Raw genomic sequence first — 16,902 nt, forward strand, 5'->3', positions numbered from 1 at the left:
CACTCCGACTATTCACACATTAATTTTGTGCGGAAACATTATTACCAACGACGTTTAAAATAGGCCGCTCAGCACCATCTTCAGCCACGTCACTGCGCCGAATATCTGCGCCAAGCTGACTTAACTTCTGATGTAATAAATAATAACCACGATCTAAATAGTTTAATTTGCTAACTCGTGTTTCACCATCGGCAACTAGACCAGCCAGCACTAAGGCAGCAGCCGCGCGCAAGTCAGTTGCTTCAACAGGCGCACCATTTAATTCTGCTGGTCCATGTAACAAGACCGTGTTACCCTCAATCTCGATTTGCGCGTTCATCCGGCGTAACTCGTTGACATGCATAAACCGATTCTCAAAGACCGTTTCATTCATCAAACTTGTTCCATCCGCCATCAGTTGTGCAATCGTCATTTGAGGTTGCATATCAGTCGGGAAACCAGGATGAGGCATCGTTTTCACATTAACTGGTTGTAACTTCTCTGGCCCAACAACCCGAATACCTTCTGGTAACTCATCAATCGTAACGCCCATTTCTAATAACTTAGAGATTAAAGGCCGATTATGAGCGGCAATCGCATCTTTAATCAAGACGTTACCTTGCGTGATTGCAGCTGCTACCATAAAAGTACCAGCTTCGATACGATCTTGAACGACTGGATGAATTGTACCATTTAATTTAGAAACACCAACAATTTTAATGGTTTCTGTCCCCGCACCGGTAATCTTAGCACCCATACTCGTCAAGAAAATAGCTAAATCAACAATTTCTGGCTCACGAGCAGCATTATCAATATAAGTAGTGCCTTCTGCCAATACAGCAGCCATCATAATATTTTCAGTTGCACCAACACTAGGAAAGTCCAAATAAATCGGCGCGCCGATTAATTTGCTAGCCTCAGCTTCAATAAAGCCGTTATTCTGCGTAATTTTAGCACCTAATTGGCGTAATCCTTTTAAGTGTAAATCAATTGGGCGAGAACCAATTGCACAGCCGCCTGGCATTGCCACTTTGGCCTTACCTAAACGTGCTAATAACGGTCCTAAAACTACAATTGAGGCACGCATTTTTGAAACCAGCTCAAAAGGTGCTTCTTCAGAAAGTCGGCCTGTTGCATCAATCATTAAAACCCGATCGCGTTTATCAAATTCAGTATGAACATTTAACGCCTCTAAAACTAAACGCATTGTTAAAACATCAGCTAACAATGGTACGTTTTCGATTTGGTTAACACCCTCACCTGCCAATAAAGCCGCTGCCATAATCGGCAAAACAGCATTCTTAGCACCATCGATTCTGACAGAACCGGTCAAACGATGACCGCCATTAATAATAATTTCTTCCATTCTGAACCCCTTTATCAATAACTAAACAAAACGTTTTGTAAACTCGTAATGACAGCTAATAAGAACGAACTAACCGTATAACCTAACGCAATGGCTAGAAATAACTTTAATATCCGCGTCTTATTTTCTTGATGACTATGGAAAAAAACATCAAAACGAACGACGGACAAGGCAGAATAAGCTAAGTAAACAAAGAATAAATGGCTTAGAATTGTAAACAGTGCCTGTAAATTAACAGAGTTCATGCACATGCCTCCGAAAGTATTTTAATGTTAAGTCTACCATATCTAGCCCTTATTTTACCGTCAACCTGACTTTTTAGCAAAAAAATAATGAAATTTAAAAGTGTAAAGATTATTAAACATAAAAAAAGATGAGCGAAAATCGCCCATCTTTTTTGAGTTGCTATTATCCTCGATGTTTAGAAACATTAATCCGATTGATTGCACGGTTCAAAGCAATTTGTGCACGAGCAATTTCATCAGTATCATGTTTAGCCTCAGCAGCCTTGATCTTCTGTTGAGCACGCTCACGCGCTTGCTCAGCACGAGTCACATCAATATTACGCGCACGTTCTGCACTATCGGCAACAATTGACGCAATATTGTTGTTAACTTCCAAGAAACCGCCATTCACGGCAATTGCGTCTTCGTGATTAGGATCATCAGTCCGCTTAACACGTACTTCACCAATCTTTAAAGGTGCGATAATCGGTTCATGGTTAGCCATGATACCTAAATCGCCATCAATTGCACACGCCACAAGTAAGTTAGCATGATGGTCGTAAACAACACCATCGGGCGTTACGATATTAACGGTCACTACATTTTTGGTATTTTCCGCCATCACTCATGCCTCCCTATTTGCTTTGATGATGGTAACCCATCTTTTCAGCTTTAGCAACAGCCTCTTCAATCTTACCAACACTACGGAAAGCATCTTCAGGCATGTCATCATATTCACCATCTAAGATTGCTCTAAAACCAGCAACTGTATCTTCAACTGGTACATAAGAACCAGGTTGACCAGTAAAGGCTTCGGCAACGAAGAAGTTTTGTGATAAGAAGAATTGAATCTTACGAGCACGGGCTACTAAGACCTTCTCGTCATCAGATAATTCATCCATACCTAAGATAGAAATAATATCTTGCAATTCACGATAACGTTGTAAAACATGTTGAACTTCTGTTGCAACTTGATAATGTTCCTGACCAACAATTTCTGGATCCAAGGCACTTGAAGAACTTGCCAAAGGATCAACGGCAGGATAAATACCTTGCTCAACGATTTTACGATCAAGGTTAGTTGTCGCATCCAAGTGAGCAAATGTTGTTGCTGGCGCAGGATCGGTATAGTCATCGGCTGGTACATAGATAGCTTGAATTGAAGTAACAGACCCCTTCTTAGTTGAAGTGATTCGCTCTTGCAATTGACCCATTTCTGTAGCCAAGGTTGGTTGGTAACCAACGGCTGATGGCATCCGACCTAACAATGCAGATACTTCAGAACCGGCCTGAGTGAAACGGAAGATGTTGTCAATGAATAACAATACATCTTGACCTTCAACATCACGGAAGTATTCCGCAATAGTCAAACCAGTTAAAGCAACCCGCATACGAGCACCAGGCGGCTCATTCATCTGACCGAAAACCATGGCTGTTTTTTCCAAAACGCCTGATTCTTTCATTTCGAAGTAAAGGTCGTTACCTTCACGAGTACGTTCACCGACACCAGTGAAGACAGAAATACCACCATGTTCTTCGGCAATATTATGAATTAATTCCTGGATCAAAACGGTTTTACCAACACCGGCACCACCGAATAATCCGACTTTACCACCACGAATATATGGTTCAAGTAAGTCGATAACTTTGATACCAGTTTCCAAAATTTCTGAACTTGTACTTAAATCTTGGAATTTAGGCGCAGGCTTATGAATGCCTTCGCGTGGAAAATCAGCTGGGAATTTAGGTCCTGCATCAATCGTATCACCTAAAACGTTAAAGACTCGACCCAAGGTTTCTTTACCAACTGGTACAGAAATTGGGCCGCCTGAATCTTTAACTTCAGTGCCACGTTGCAAGCCATCAGTTGATTCCATGGCAATTGTTCGCATTACGCCATCGCCAAGTTCAAGCGCAACTTCAAGAACAATTGTCGTATTATCAGACTTCGTCACTGTTAATGCTGTATTAATGTCAGGCAAGCTTTCGTCTAGTGGGAACTCAACGTCCACAACTGGTCCGATAACTTGAACAATATGACCAACACTCATGCGTCTTAATTCCTCCCATCTTTAAAAATTTATCATTCTAGAGCAGCAGCGCCACCAACAATTTCGGTGATTTCTGTTGTAATTTGTGCCTGACGTGCTCGGTTTAACTTAATGGAAAGATCGCGAATCATGCCATTGGCATTATCCGTTGCACTCTTCATTGCGGTCATTGACGAAGCATGTTCAGCAGTTTTAGCATCCATGATTGCACCAAAAATCAAACTTTCTGCATATTGCGGTAAGATTGCATTTAAGGCTGCATCAACAGATGGATCAGCTAAATATTCAGTTGCTTCTGAATTTTGAACTTGATCAGTATCTAAATCAGTGATAGGTAACATTTTTTCAGCACGGAAAGCTGATGATAATGAATTGACATGGTGATTATAACAAACATATAGTTCATCAAAGACACCGTCATCAAACATAGTCACCATTGTTTTAACAATTTCCCGCACTTCATTAAAAGTTGGCATATCACTAACACCACGGTATTCATAAGCTAATTGAACGTCACGAGCCTTAAAGAAGTCAGCACCCGTTCCCCCAATAGCCATTACAACATGTTCTTTAGGATCTTTATGGTCATCTAAAATGTCCATAACAGAACGCAAAATGTTACTGTTATAGCCACCAACTAACCCACGATCACTAGTAATAACCAAATACCCAGTCTTTTTAACTGGACGTTCAACTAATAGATTGTTCAATGAAAGAACATCTTCGACAGTTGTACCAGTTTTAGTTTGGGCATGTTGACGCATCGCTGCTAGTTCCAAAACTTTGTTAGCTGCAAGATGGGTGACGATCTCACGAATTTTTTGGGCGTAAACTTGATAATTTTGCGACTTACGCTCTAGTTTGATCAGCTTTGCGCCGGAAACCATCTGCATCGCACTGGTAATTTGCTCAGTGTTCTTAGTAGAGGCAATTCGCCGCTTAATATCAATTAACGATTCAGCCAATTATTCACCACTCCTTGCTAACTTATGATTGAAACGATTTGATTAGTTTTTGCCTGTAGGTGTAAAACTTTCACTAAAAGCCTTAACAGCTGCTGCTAAAGCATCTTCATCAGGCAAGTTACCAGTTGTCCGAATTGTTTCCAATAAGTCAGCGTGGCTACTATCAAAGAAATCAAATAGTTCATTTTGATAACGTTCAATGTCATCAACAGGTACTGTATCTAAATAGCCTCTTGTTAAGGCATAAAGAATAATAACTTGCTTTTCAACAGGCAATGGTTTGTGTAATGGTTGCTTCAAAACTTCAACCGTACGACGACCACGATTTAACTTAGACTGCGTTGCTTCATCCAAATCAGAACCAAATTGCGCAAATGATTCCAATTCACGATAAGAAGCCAAGTCAGTCCGTAATGTACCTGCGACCTTCTTCATTGCTTTGATCTGAGCGGCACCACCAACACGAGAAACCGAGTTACCGGCATCAATGGCTGGACGTGTACCAGAATAGAACAAATCAGCTTCCAAGAAGATCTGACCATCTGTAATTGAAATAACATTAGTTGGGATATATGCTGAAATATCGCCAGCCTGTGTTTCAATAATTGGCATAGCTGTCATTGAACCGCCACCAAGATCGTCACTTAGTTTAGCGGAACGTTCAAGCAAACGTGAATGCAAGTAGAAAACATCACCAGGATATGCTTCACGACCAGGCGGACGACGGAGCAGCAAGGATATTTCACGATAAGCAGCGGCTTGTTTAGTCAAATCATCAAAGATGATTAAAACGTGTTGGCCACGATACATGAAATCTTCACCCATTGCTGAACCGGCATAAGGGGCAATATATAACATAGGAGCTGGTTCACTAGGACCTGCTTCAACGACAATGGTGTAATCTAAAGCACCAAATTTACGTAAGGTTTCAACCTGTGTCCGAACGGTTGATTCCTTTTGGCCAATTGCGACATAGACACAAATTGTGTTTTGTCCCTTTTGGTTAAGAATTGTATCAATTGCAATTGATGTCTTACCTGTTTTACGGTCACCAATGATCAACTCACGCTGACCACGGCCAATCGGTACTAAGGCATCGATTGCCTTTAAACCTGTTTGTAAAGGCTGAGTAACTGACTGGCGTTGCATAACACCAGGGGCTGGGGATTCAATTGGACGCGTACGAGTAGTGTGGATTGGTCCTAAACCATCAACGGGTTGTCCTAAAGGATTGACAACACGACCAACCATTTCTTCACCAACAGGCACTTCCATGATTCGTCCAGTACGTTTAACTGTATCGCCTTCACGAATATCGTCAAAACGACCTAAAACGATAATACCAACATCATTAGTTTCCAAGTTTTGGGCAATACCATAAGAGCCGTTAGAGAATTCTAGTAACTCACTAGACATGACATTATCTAAGCCATGTGCACGTGCGATACCATCACCAACGTAAGTTACAGTACCGACTTCATCAACTTTAAGTTGATCTTGATAATTAGCTAATTGTTGTTTAATTAATGCACTAATTTCTTCAGCTTTGATGCTCAACCGATTCACCTCACTTTTCTATCTTATTTCAATGGCTGAGCCAATAACTCACGAACCTGATTCAGCTTTGTCTTCACACTACCGTCAATTCGACGATCTTGTGCATCGATTACAACGCCACCAATGATACTGGGTTTAACCACATTAGTGACCGTTGCCGTTTTACCTGAGAAACGTTTCAAATAAGCGGCACCAATACTTTCGATTTGCTCGTCAGTCATTGGTACTGCAGTTGTTGCTGTCATTTCTACACGGCCATTAGCCTTATCGTAGAGCACTTCATATTCATCGATAATGAATTGAAGATCATACATCCGCCGATAATCAAAAACTAATTGCAAGAAGTCTTGCAAAGTTTGCGAAAAGTTCGGTTTCAAAACAGCTAAGATAGCGCGTTTCTCATTTAAATCTAAACGTGAATCAGTTAAAATGTTGCCTAAATCCGGATTATCAGTAAATACTTGTCGTAAAGCTAATAATTCAGTATAAATATCGTCTGAAATATGTTGTTCAGTCGCATACTCAAAAAGAGCTTTGGCGTAACGCTTACCGACAGTAAAATTATCTAGTTTCATCAGCAGTCGTCAACCCCTTAATATATGAATCAATCAAGTCTTTTTGATCTGCTGCATTTAATTCTTTGCCGATCATCTTTTCAGCAATATCTACAGAAATCTGGGCAACATCACTACGTGCGCTATTCAATGCTTCAGTACGCGCTTGTTCTGCATCTTCACGTGCTTTTACCTTAACGGCAGCAGCATCATTTTGAGCAGCAGTCAGAATTTCTTGACGACGTTTTTCGCCGTTTTCTTTGGCCGTATTGACAATTTGCAATGCCTCAGACTTAGAATTTTTCAATTCTGATTGACGCTGTGCAGCCATTTTTTCTGCTTGTTGACGAGAAGTTGCTGCGCCATCAAGATCATCAGAGATCTTTTTAGCACGTTGATCCATCATCTTCACAACTGGTCCCCAAGCGAAATGCTTAACTAAGATCAATAGTAAGATAAATGTGACAATCAAAAACAACGAGTCGCCTAAACTAGCACCTGCAGCAATGACTAATCCATTCGCCATGAATAACGCTCCCTTCTTCTAAGATTGTTAATACAAATACTCTCGGTCTTAGACAAAGAGGATTAAGAAGGCAACGACAATAGCCAAGATAGGAACGGCTTCAATCAAGCCGACACCGATGAACATTGTACTTCTTAATTGGCCAGCAAGTTCTGGTTGACGTGCCATACTTTCGACAGTCTTAGAAATAACTTTCGCGTTACCATAAGAAGTAGCTAAGGCAGCAAGACCTGCGGCAATTGCTGCGGCGATAAATTTACTCATTGATATAATTCCTCCTAAATATTATTATTCTTCACGCTCTAATTTACGTGAGAAATAAACACAAGATAATATAGAAAATACGTATGCTTGGATCGCACCGATAAAGACTGAGAACCCTTGCCAAATCATTGTCATTGGTGCAGCAATGACGGCACTGACGAGTCCCATACTTTGAGCAACCATAATCAGCAAACCGATTAAAACTTCACCGGCATAGATATTACCATAAAGTCGCAATGATAACGTTAAGAAGTTAGTGAACTCTTCGATCAAGTTAATTGGCAACAAGAAGCCAACTGGACGAACGTAGTTGCCAATGTAGCCTTTGAAGCCAAACTTTTGAACTGAGAAGTAATGTGACATCAATAAAGTCACCATTGCTAATGGCATTGTTACCATCGGATCTGCCGTTGGTGATTTGGTGAAAGTAAAACCGCCTACTCGAACTTGGAAGAATAGTCCGATCATATTTGAGAATAGAATAAATGTAAATAACACAAAAATATAGATATAAAATGGCTTGCCTTCATCACCCGGCATGATCGATTTAACAATTCCATTGGTAAAATCAATCAAATACTCTAAGACATTCTGTCCCTTTCCCGGTTTCAGTGTGAGTTTTCTTGAGAGTAAAAAGACAAACAAGAACACCAAGATAGCTGTGATCAAAATTGATAGACAGTTTGCGAGATTAAAGCGAAGGCCTAAGAATGTTAGGTATTGATACTTGCTCTCCAAAGCGCGCCTCCTTCCCGGTCTAAAGACCTAGTCTCAAATGCACAAGTTCCATACTAGCACCATCAAATGTAAAACTCAAAGGAATTTTGTGAAAATATTTAACGACTGATCAACGTCAAAGAAAGTCAAATTTTATCATTAACTTTCTAAGCTAGCCAAAGCCTAATTTACCAATAATATTATCGTAAATCACTTGATTGACTAGTTAATGAAAATACGTGATTAGCTACTGAAAAAATCTGTACAAACTAGACTATTTAGTACCAAATAAACGGTCACCGGCATCACCTAAACCAGGGAAAATATAACCATTATCAGTTAAGCGTTCATCTAAGGAAGCTGCATAAATATCAACATCAGGATGTTCTTCTTGAACAGCACGAACACCTTCAGGAGCTGCTACTAAGACAACTAAGCGCATGTTTTTAGCACCGCGTTTCTTGAGTGCATCAATTGCCATGTTAGCTGAACCACCAGTTGCAAGCATTGGGTCAACGATGAACAAGTCACGTTGATCAATATCTGGCGGCAACTTAACAAAATATTCATGTGGCTCCAATGTTTCCTCATCACGATACATGCCAATATGTCCGACTTTTGCAGCAGGAATTAACTGTAAAACACCGTCAACCATACCTAATCCTGCACGCAAGATTGGCACGACAGCTAATTTCTTTCCAGCTAATTGCTTCTGAACTGTCTTACCCATTGGCGTGTCGATTTCAACATCAGCCAAAGGTAAATCTCTCGTGATTTCATAAACCATTAATTCCGCGATTTCATTTGCGACTTCGCGAAAAACCTTAGTACCAGTTGACTTATCACGAATGATTGTCAATTTGTGTTGAATCAGTGGATGATTCAAAACGGTAAATTTCCCCATATTTTTGCCACCTTTCAAATTTTAAACCATATCAATGATAAGCTAGTTGGCCTGAAAATTCCACCAGATTAAGACCAATTTGTGGGAAAACTTTCTGCAAACGCATTTATTTCTTGGTGAAGTGCGGTAATTTTATCTGGATTATCTCGATTTTCAATAACGGCAATAATCAATTCAGCAACTTTACGTGCATCTGCTTCTTTCATACCCCGCGTTGTAATCGCTGGTGTGCCAATCCGTACACCACTAGTTTTGAAAGGCCCGTTTTGTTCAAACGGAATTGTATTTTTATTTAGAGTAATCTGAACTTGATCCATTAATTCTTGTACATCACGACCATAAAGACCAGTTTGAGTGACATCAAGCAATAATAAATGATTATCCGTTCCGCCTGAAACTAACCGCAGCGTTGAATTAGCATTGAAAACTTCAGCCATGGCTTGGGCGTTTTTAACAATTTGTTGTGCGTAAGTTTTGAATTCAGGTTGTAAAGCTTCACCTAACGCAATCGCCTTAGCTGCAATCACGTGTTCTAACGGACCACCTTGAGTGCCAGGAAAGACCGCTGAATTTAAAGCTTTGCCATATTTTTCTTTGGCTAAAATCATGCCACCACGGGGACCGCGTAATGTTTTATGGGTTGTAGTCGTAACTACATCCGCATAAGGAACTGGACTAGGATGAACGCCAGCAGCGACCAACCCAGCAATATGAGCCATATCAACCATTAACAATGCGCCAACTTGATCAGCAATCTCACGAAATTTAGCAAAGTCGATAGTCCGACTATATGCTGAAGCACCAGCGACAATTAATTTGGGCTGCACTTCGTTGGCAATTTTAGCAATTTCATCATAATCCAACTGTTCTGTATTTGGATTAACCCCATAACTATGGAACTCATAGGTTTTACCACTAAAGTTAGCTGGTGAGCCATGAGTTAAATGGCCACCTGCTGTTAAATCCATACCCAAAACTCGATCACCAGGTTTTAATAACGCCCGATAAACTGCCTCATTAGCTTGTGAACCAGAATGTGGTTGTACATTAGCATATTCAGCGTCAAACAATGTTTTAGCGCGGTTAATTGCTAAAGTTTCTACCTCATCTATATATTCACAGCCACCGTAAAAACGATGTCCTGGATAACCTTCCGCATATTTATTGGTTAACACACTGCCCTGTGCACGCCGTACTGCTTCGGAAACAATATTCTCAGAAGCAATTAGTTCAATGTTCTGCTTTTGTCGTGCTTCTTCTTGATGAATGGCACGCCATACTTCTTGATCTTTTTCTACAAATGTCATTGGCAGACCTCCTCATGTGCCTATTATACCCAAATTTACCAACAATTCGAAAATAAATACCCAAATCAGGTCATTTCGTTAAACAATAATTCACGAGTAACAAAAAAGTCAGCAACAAAATTCGTTGCTGACTTTTTTATAATTTATTTTTAAAGATCCGCTTGTAAATCCATTCCCGTCGTAAAGAATTTGCCACCAGCGGCTTTCTTTAAGCGATTCATATAAGCAATTCCTAAGCCAGTTTCAGGGACACCAGCCGCCAAGATTAACTTGATTTCAGGCTGCAAGTCGTAGTCACGTAAACCGGCAAATAATTGATGACCGCCAGTACTAACGTCTGTTCCTAATGAATAAGTGTCCAAACGTTCAGCTTGAGGAAGTTTGGCTAGTTGTTGGTCAAAAGCCAGCACCCCAAACTTCTTGGGATAATGCTGTAAAGTTTCTGCAACTACTGCTGAGAAATCTTGATCTGGTTGCACAATCAGCACTTGCGCATTAGGTGCATAGTGCTTATATTTCATTCCTGGTGCCTTGGGAACTTCATTAGCGGCAACGTGATGCATTTCTGTTTCCACTTCACCCAAAATCGGTGTTAAATCAGCAGCCGTTAAATAACCTGGTCGTAAAATAGCCGCAGGTTTAATACTTAAATCAACCACCGTTGATTCTAAGCCAACTTTAGTTGGACCATCATCTAAAATGCCAGTAATTTTGCCATTTAAGTCGTGATAAACATGTTCTGCTAAGGTTGGACTGGGTTTGCCAGAAGTATTAGCTGAGGGGCCAACAATAGGAATCCCCGTCTCCTCAATTAAGGCTAAAGTTGCTGCGTTATTAGGCATTCGAAAAGCAGCCGTCTCTAATCCACCAGTCACAGCTGACAATAACTTACCTGGTTGTAGTGGCAAAATAATTGTCAGCGGACCCGGCCAAAATTTAGTCATTAACTCTACTGCTAAATCATTAGGCTTAGCATATTGCCAAACCATTTCTGGTGAAGCAACATGTACAATCAACGGATTATCGCTAGGACGACCCTTAGCTGCGTAAACCTGGTGCACGGATGCTTCATTATTGATGACCGCACCTAATCCATAAACTGTTTCAGTTGGAAAAGCCACCAACTTCCCAGCACGTAATGCTTGGGCCGCTTCGGGAATGTCTTTTTGTTGATAAATTTTTGTTTCCATCATAATCGCCTCAAAATAAATTAATATACCCTTGCCATGCGTGGCCAATCAGCCAAGTCATGGCGAATCTCAACTTGATGCTGTGGTAAGGCATTTTGAAAAATTGTTTTAATTGCTAGTGCTTGTTGATAACCAAACTCCATAAACAAATTACCTTGTGGTTGGAGATAATGTGCCACCTCAACAGCCAGTCGTTCATAAATTGCTAAACCTTGATGGTCAGCAAATAAAGCCGTTTGTGGTTCAAAATTCAAGACTGAATAGTCCATGACCTTTTTTTCATCTGTGGCAATGTATGGCGGATTAGAAACAATCACGTCAAACTTAGTTTCAGATGCCGGCAAGGCTTGCCACAAATCACCTTGATAAAAGGTGACAGGTAGCTGTAAATTGGTCGCATTTTCTTGAGCAACGGTTAAGGCAGCGTTACTAATGTCCGTTGCTACAACAGTACTATTAGGGAAATGTTGCTTTAACGCTAAAGCAATTGCGCCACTACCTGTGCCAATATCTAAAATTCGCAAAGACGTCGTTGCCGGATAGACTTCACCAATCCAACTAACCAATTCTTCTGTTTCTTGCCTCGGAATTAGGGTGGCTTGATTAACCTTTAGTTTTAAGCCAGCAAACCAAGCATAACCTAGTAAATATTGTGCCGGTAAACCTGTTTTTAATTGGGCAACATCTTGTTCAAATTGCTGCCAAACAGATTCAGGCATTGGGCGGCGTTCATTTAATAATAAATCTGTTTTACGCCAATCTTGCCGTTCTAATAAAACATATTCAGCTGCTTCCGGATCACGATCTGCTTTTTGTAATAGCAAAAAAGCCCAATCCAGGGCCTCTTTATAGTTGGTCGGCTTCATCAGAGATTTGCTCCAACTTCTTCGTTTGATCCGAAACAATTAATGCATCGATTACTTCACCGAGATCACCATTCATAATTCGGTCTAACTTATTTAAAGTTAAACCAATTCGGTGATCGGTCACACGGTTTTGTGGGTAGTTGTAAGTACGAATTCGTTCTGAACGATCCCCAGTTCCGACCGCAGATTTACGGCTAGCGTCATATTCACTTTGGTTTTGACTTTCATAGTAGTCATAAACCCGCGCACGCAAAATTTGCATGGCCTTTTCTCGGTTTTGTTGTTGTGAACGTTGGTCTTGCATCGCAACGACAATACCAGAAGGAATATGAGTCATTCGTACTGCTGAAGAGGTCTTATTGATATGCTGACCACCGGCACCAGATGAACGATAAACGTCTACTCGGATATCTTTAGGATCAATATCAATATCAACTGAATCGTATTCAGGCATAACCGCAACGGTTGAGGTTGAGGTGTGTACCCGACCTTGTGATTCGGTTACGGGGACGCGTTGAACCCGGTGAGCACCATTTTCATACTTTAATTTAGAATAAACGTTCTCACCAGTAATCATGACTGCTACTGACTTAAAGCCACCGACTTCAGTACGGTTCTCATCGATTAATTCGAAATGCCAACCTTCACGTTCAGCATAATGATGATACATATCCAATAAGTCTGCAGCAAATAATGACGCTTCATCGCCACCAGCAGCGCCGCGAATTTCCATGATGATATTTTTATCATCGTTAGGGTCTTTAGGAACCATCATTAATTTAATTTCGTCTTCAAGTTGATCACGCTCGACAGTTAAATCAGCCAATTCTTCTTTTGCCAAATCGGCTAATTCTTTATCGTCACTTTCGCGCATCATTTGATCGTTCTCAGCAATTTCTTTAATGACTTCACGATAACGTTTGTACTTGCTGACAATATCGGTCATGCTTGCTGACTCTTTAGAAACTTCTAAGTAACGCTTCGTATCAGCGATGACTTCGGGATCGGCCATCATTTCAGTTAATTCATCATAGCGATCAATTAACCCATCTAATTGAGCTAAAATTTTATCCATTAGTTGCTTCCTTCCAAAGAATTATCAATATTATTCAATAATGGATGATTGTAATGTTCACGACAAACCGGATAATAAGATTCATTGCCGCCAATTTGAATTTGGTCACCTTCATAAACTGGTCGATCATTGTTAATTCGCAGATTCATAATTGCTTTTCTGTGGCAGAACCAGCAAACTGTTTTGATTTCTTCTATCTTATCTGCGTATAACAGCAAATATTTAGAACCTTCAAATAATTCATTACGAAAATCATTCTTTAAGCCAAAGGTCATCACGGGAATGTGCAACTCATCAACAACTTGTGCTGCTTCCAAAACATGATGCTTCTCCAAAAATTGTGCTTCATCAATTAATACACATGAAGCATCGGGATTGGTTTGCTTAACCCTATCGAATAAATTCGTCTCAGCAAAAATAGGATCAGCCTTACGCTTCAAGCCAATTCGACTAGCAACATAACCCACACCATCGCGAGAATCCACACCACTGGTCATTAACAAAACTGATTTGTTTTCTTCCTCGTAGTTATGAGCAATCTTCAAAATATCGATTGTTTTGCCAGAATTCATCGCTCCGTAGCGAAAAAATAGTTGCGCCATATTTTTGCCTCCAGATTTTAATTTCCGCTTTTTAGTATAACCGAAAATCAACTAATTGCCTAGATTAATTGATCAGAGTGTAAAAAGCTACGAATTGGCGACATGGATTTAAAATAGCATCGATTTGATAGTATTGCAAAACAATACAGTCTTTGAGCCCTATTTTTCAGCTCTTGCAAAGTATGATAGAATAGACCAGTACTAATTCTGAAACGATCGAGGTTATCACTATGTCAATAAAGGCCGCCTTTGCCAGCCTTGTTGGAAAGAGCAGCTACTGGTTTCTGCATAACTTCCGCAGCGGTGGCAGTTCATTCCCCGGTAAAATCGCTACAAGAATTGATCCGCGAATTCTTGGTCATTTAGCCAAAGACTACGACGTTATCATCGTTACCGGTACCAATGGTAAAACGATGACCACTTCTTTGCTGACAAAAATTCTTAATGAACAATACGATGAAGTTCTGACTAACCCAAGTGGTTCTAACATGCTTCAAGGTATTGTCACATCATTTTTATCAGCACCTAAAAAAGGTAAACGGCCACTGGCTGTCTTAGAAGTTGATGAAGCTAACGTTGCCCCAGTCTGTGAACAACTAACACCTAAAGCTTTTCTACTAACGAATATTTTTCGTGATCAAATGGACCGCTACGGTGAAATTTATACCACCTATCAAAAAATTCTTGATGGTATTAAATTAGCACCAGAAGCAACTGTTATTGCTAACGGCGATGCGCCAATTTTTCACTCAGTTAAACTTCCTAACCCGACTATTTACTATGGTTTTGACAATAACGATGATCAGCATAAGGATCTACGGGCTAGTTTTAATTCAGACGGCGTCTTATGTCCTGTCTGCAATCATATTTTACATTATCATATGATTACTTATGCTAACTTAGGCGATTATTTCTGTCCTAATTGTGGCTTTAGTCGACCTGAATTAACAGATGCCGTCACAGCTGTTCAAGAATTACGACCAACTTTTTCTAACTTTATTATTAATAAGCAGCCTTTAACTGTTCATGTCGGTGGTATGTATAATATCTACAACGCTTTGGCTGCTTACACAATGGCTAATTTCTTAGGGGTTGACCATGACAAAATCGCCGATGCCTTTAACTATGATGAACAAGTTTTTGGCCGTCAAGAAGTCATTAAACTTAATGGTAAACGCGCAACGATTATTTTAGTTAAAAATCCTGTTGGTTTGAATCAAGTGTTTGATTTGATCAAGACTGATCCTCATCCTTATTCACTTGGCTTCTTGCTAAATGCTCACGCAGCCGATGGTAAGGATACCAGTTGGATTTGGGATGGCGAGTTTGAAGGTTTGCCTTTCGCCGATATTCCTGAAATTGTCGTTGGTGGCGAACGAATGAAAGACATCCAACTCCGCTTTAAAGTAGCAGGTGCTAAAGATGATCAAGTTGTCACATCTGATTCATTAACAGATTTTATTGCTAAAGCTGGTCAAGTGCCAGATGACCAACTCTATATCCTCACCACTTATACTGCAATGTTAGCACTACGTAAACAGTTAGCAGCCCAAGGTATCGTTTCTGCTGGATTTTAAAATAAAGCCTTAAATACAAAAACTCTAAATCCGAATTTGGATTTAGAGTTTTTTAGTTATTTTGATTAAGTCAAAATTATCTCAATTAGATAAGTAAACTAGTTTGGTAACTCTGCGATAAATTGTTGGGCAATTTTTTCACGCCAATCTAAAAAAGCACTGTTTTGTTCATGGGGATGAACGCGATTAGTTAAAACAATTAAGCCTTGTTGCAACTCATCATCTAACATCAACATTGTTCCCGTATAGCCAGTATGATAAAGCAGCGGTTGCCCTTGACGTGGATAGCGTAAATCCCATCCCAATGACCGTCCTAATTGATGATGCGTATAATCAGCATATAGTTTTTTAATGAAGGTACGCGAAATCAATTGTGGCAGATCTGGTCGTTGTCCCAAATACCATTGAGCAAATTGTTGCAGATCTGTTAAAGAAGCAAATAAGCCAGCTGAACCACAATGTTCCCCTAAAACTCGTGCCTTAGGATCATGAACAATGCCTTGTAGTAATTGACCGTAACGCGTATTAGTTGGCACACAACGAGCTGGATCAGGCGTAAAAGTCGCATCATGTAAGCGAAGCGGTTGTAAAACTTGCTCTGTCATAACTTGTTGAACTGGTTGTTGATAAATGGCTTCAATAATCCAGCCTAAATATAACAAACCAATATCGGTGTACACAACTTTTCGTTCAAAGGTACTAGTCACCGGCAATTTTAACAGGGCAGCTTTTAATTCAGCAGCCGGTAATTGATCACGATTAGGAATGAATCCTGCTATTCCTGAAGTGTGCGTTAATAAGTGCCACAATTGCACACGTTCATCTTGAAATTCTGGCAAAAATCGTTGCACAGTATCAGTCAATGATAGTCGTTTAGCTTCAACTAATTGAAGAATCACGGTCGTCGTACCAATCACTTTGGTTAAGCTGGCCAAATCATATTGCAAGCCTGGCGTTAACTGGCGTCTTTGGGGAACTAACTCTCGCCAACCAAAAGTTTGTGTTAACACTTCAGAACGATTAATTAGTGCATAACTAATCCCAGGAACAATTTTTTGAGTCACTAAATCATGTAATAATTGTTGTGTTTGTGGATACATTAACTCACCTCATGAAATTACCTTAGCATTTTTTCAAACCAATTAACATATTCCCTTAATCGGTTGTACCTAAAAAAT

General features: G+C 40.1%; 18 protein-coding genes. 1 reads left to right on the forward strand and 17 read right to left on the reverse strand.

The features are described from left to right. Window positions 1-19: 19 nt before the first annotated feature. From murA to FC84_RS00630, 16 genes are all read right to left on the reverse strand, one after another. Window positions 20-1,345 (reverse strand): UDP-N-acetylglucosamine 1-carboxyvinyltransferase, encoded by a 1,326-nt coding sequence (murA, locus tag FC84_RS00555; protein ID WP_057753766.1) that lies wholly within the window; start codon window positions 1,343-1,345, stop codon window positions 20-22. 14 nt (window positions 1,346-1,359) lie between these two features. Continuing rightward, entirely contained in the window at window positions 1,360-1,590 is a 231-nt protein-coding gene (locus FC84_RS00560) for a DUF1146 family protein (RefSeq protein ID WP_057753771.1), read from the reverse strand. Between the two features lie 163 nt (window positions 1,591-1,753). Further along, the gene (locus FC84_RS00565) at window positions 1,754-2,191 is read right to left on the reverse strand and encodes a F0F1 ATP synthase subunit epsilon (protein ID WP_057753774.1); all 438 of its coding nucleotides are present in this window, start codon (window positions 2,189-2,191) and stop codon (window positions 1,754-1,756) included. 13 nt (window positions 2,192-2,204) lie between these two features. After that, complete coding sequence (gene atpD / locus FC84_RS00570) at window positions 2,205-3,620, reverse strand: F0F1 ATP synthase subunit beta (RefSeq protein WP_057753778.1); 1,416 nt, start codon at window positions 3,618-3,620, stop codon at window positions 2,205-2,207. A gap of 32 nt (window positions 3,621-3,652) precedes the next feature. Further along, window positions 3,653-4,585 (reverse strand): F0F1 ATP synthase subunit gamma, encoded by a 933-nt coding sequence (locus tag FC84_RS00575; RefSeq protein WP_057753781.1) that lies wholly within the window; start codon window positions 4,583-4,585, stop codon window positions 3,653-3,655. 42 nt (window positions 4,586-4,627) lie between these two features. Then, the gene (gene atpA, locus FC84_RS00580) at window positions 4,628-6,142 is read right to left on the reverse strand and encodes a F0F1 ATP synthase subunit alpha (RefSeq protein WP_057753784.1); all 1,515 of its coding nucleotides are present in this window, start codon (window positions 6,140-6,142) and stop codon (window positions 4,628-4,630) included. 23 nt (window positions 6,143-6,165) lie between these two features. Beyond that, on the reverse strand, window positions 6,166-6,717 hold the full coding sequence (atpH, locus tag FC84_RS00585; RefSeq protein WP_057753785.1) for an ATP synthase F1 subunit delta: 552 nt from the start codon (window positions 6,715-6,717) through the stop codon (window positions 6,166-6,168). After that, window positions 6,704-7,222 (reverse strand): F0F1 ATP synthase subunit B, encoded by a 519-nt coding sequence (gene atpF / locus FC84_RS00590; RefSeq protein WP_057753787.1) that lies wholly within the window; start codon window positions 7,220-7,222, stop codon window positions 6,704-6,706. Before atpF ends, atpH begins: the two co-directional genes overlap by 14 nt. 48 nt (window positions 7,223-7,270) lie before the next feature. Continuing rightward, the gene (gene atpE, locus FC84_RS00595) at window positions 7,271-7,486 is read right to left on the reverse strand and encodes a F0F1 ATP synthase subunit C (RefSeq protein WP_057753789.1); all 216 of its coding nucleotides are present in this window, start codon (window positions 7,484-7,486) and stop codon (window positions 7,271-7,273) included. 24 nt (window positions 7,487-7,510) lie between these two features. After that, on the reverse strand, window positions 7,511-8,224 hold the full coding sequence (gene atpB, locus FC84_RS00600; RefSeq protein ID WP_057753794.1) for a F0F1 ATP synthase subunit A: 714 nt from the start codon (window positions 8,222-8,224) through the stop codon (window positions 7,511-7,513). A gap of 253 nt (window positions 8,225-8,477) precedes the next feature. After that, complete coding sequence (upp, locus tag FC84_RS00605; RefSeq protein ID WP_057753798.1) at window positions 8,478-9,107, reverse strand: uracil phosphoribosyltransferase; 630 nt, start codon at window positions 9,105-9,107, stop codon at window positions 8,478-8,480. Window positions 9,108-9,175: 68 nt separating this feature from the next. Beyond that, window positions 9,176-10,414, reverse strand: coding sequence for a serine hydroxymethyltransferase (glyA, locus tag FC84_RS00610; protein ID WP_057753801.1), 1,239 nt, complete (start codon window positions 10,412-10,414; stop codon window positions 9,176-9,178). A 149-nt stretch (window positions 10,415-10,563) separates the two neighbouring features. After that, the gene (locus tag FC84_RS00615) at window positions 10,564-11,604 is read right to left on the reverse strand and encodes an L-threonylcarbamoyladenylate synthase (RefSeq protein WP_057753804.1); all 1,041 of its coding nucleotides are present in this window, start codon (window positions 11,602-11,604) and stop codon (window positions 10,564-10,566) included. A gap of 20 nt (window positions 11,605-11,624) precedes the next feature. Then, window positions 11,625-12,470 carry a peptide chain release factor N(5)-glutamine methyltransferase gene (gene prmC, locus FC84_RS00620; RefSeq protein ID WP_083479478.1) on the reverse strand — a complete coding sequence of 282 codons (846 nt, stop codon included), beginning with the start codon at window positions 12,468-12,470 and terminating at the stop codon, window positions 11,625-11,627. Then, window positions 12,451-13,545 carry a peptide chain release factor 1 gene (gene prfA, locus FC84_RS00625; RefSeq protein ID WP_057753807.1) on the reverse strand — a complete coding sequence of 365 codons (1,095 nt, stop codon included), beginning with the start codon at window positions 13,543-13,545 and terminating at the stop codon, window positions 12,451-12,453. The genes prmC and prfA overlap by 20 nt, the downstream gene beginning before the upstream one ends. After that, complete coding sequence (locus FC84_RS00630) at window positions 13,545-14,147, reverse strand: thymidine kinase (RefSeq protein WP_057753810.1); 603 nt, start codon at window positions 14,145-14,147, stop codon at window positions 13,545-13,547. Before FC84_RS00630 ends, prfA begins: the two co-directional genes overlap by 1 nt. A gap of 230 nt (window positions 14,148-14,377) precedes the next feature. On the opposite strand from FC84_RS00630, the gene FC84_RS00635 reads away from it, so the two are divergent. Next, window positions 14,378-15,724: a Mur ligase family protein gene (locus FC84_RS00635; protein WP_057753813.1), complete on the forward strand. Its 1,347-nt coding sequence runs from the start codon at window positions 14,378-14,380 to the stop codon at window positions 15,722-15,724. A 98-nt stretch (window positions 15,725-15,822) separates the two neighbouring features. Here the strand turns inward: FC84_RS00635 and FC84_RS00640 are convergent, their stop codons facing one another. After that, window positions 15,823-16,824 (reverse strand): serine hydrolase domain-containing protein, encoded by a 1,002-nt coding sequence (locus FC84_RS00640; RefSeq protein ID WP_057753815.1) that lies wholly within the window; start codon window positions 16,822-16,824, stop codon window positions 15,823-15,825. Window positions 16,825-16,902 lie beyond the last annotated feature (78 nt).

The organism is Lapidilactobacillus dextrinicus DSM 20335 (assembly GCF_001436095.1).
Lineage (GTDB): Bacteria > Bacillota > Bacilli > Lactobacillales > Lactobacillaceae > Lapidilactobacillus > Lapidilactobacillus dextrinicus.

Bases quoted from the DNA above. Each gene is read 5' to 3' on its own strand.
- prfA (WP_057753807.1), bottom strand. From the start codon at position 13,545: ATGGATAAAATTTTAGCTCAATTAGATGGGTTAATTGATCGCTATGAT.
- FC84_RS00560 (WP_057753771.1), bottom strand. From the start codon at position 1,590: ATGAACTCTGTTAATTTACAGGCACTGTTTACAATTCTAAGCCATTTA.
- FC84_RS00635 (WP_057753813.1), top strand. From the start codon at position 14,378: ATGTCAATAAAGGCCGCCTTTGCCAGCCTTGTTGGAAAGAGCAGCTAC.
- glyA (WP_057753801.1), bottom strand. From the start codon at position 10,414: ATGACATTTGTAGAAAAAGATCAAGAAGTATGGCGTGCCATTCATCAA.
- murA (WP_057753766.1), bottom strand. From the start codon at position 1,345: ATGGAAGAAATTATTATTAATGGCGGTCATCGTTTGACCGGTTCTGTC.
- FC84_RS00615 (WP_057753804.1), bottom strand. From the start codon at position 11,604: ATGGAAACAAAAATTTATCAACAAAAAGACATTCCCGAAGCGGCCCAA.
- prmC (WP_083479478.1), bottom strand. From the start codon at position 12,470: ATGAAGCCGACCAACTATAAAGAGGCCCTGGATTGGGCTTTTTTGCTA.
- atpE (WP_057753789.1), bottom strand. From the start codon at position 7,486: ATGAGTAAATTTATCGCCGCAGCAATTGCCGCAGGTCTTGCTGCCTTA.
- atpF (WP_057753787.1), bottom strand. From the start codon at position 7,222: ATGGCGAATGGATTAGTCATTGCTGCAGGTGCTAGTTTAGGCGACTCG.
- FC84_RS00640 (WP_057753815.1), bottom strand. From the start codon at position 16,824: ATGTATCCACAAACACAACAATTATTACATGATTTAGTGACTCAAAAA.
- atpD (WP_057753778.1), bottom strand. From the start codon at position 3,620: ATGAGTGTTGGTCATATTGTTCAAGTTATCGGACCAGTTGTGGACGTT.
- upp (WP_057753798.1), bottom strand. From the start codon at position 9,107: ATGGGGAAATTTACCGTTTTGAATCATCCACTGATTCAACACAAATTG.
- FC84_RS00565 (WP_057753774.1), bottom strand. From the start codon at position 2,191: ATGGCGGAAAATACCAAAAATGTAGTGACCGTTAATATCGTAACGCCC.
- FC84_RS00630 (WP_057753810.1), bottom strand. From the start codon at position 14,147: ATGGCGCAACTATTTTTTCGCTACGGAGCGATGAATTCTGGCAAAACA.
- atpH (WP_057753785.1), bottom strand. From the start codon at position 6,717: ATGAAACTAGATAATTTTACTGTCGGTAAGCGTTACGCCAAAGCTCTT.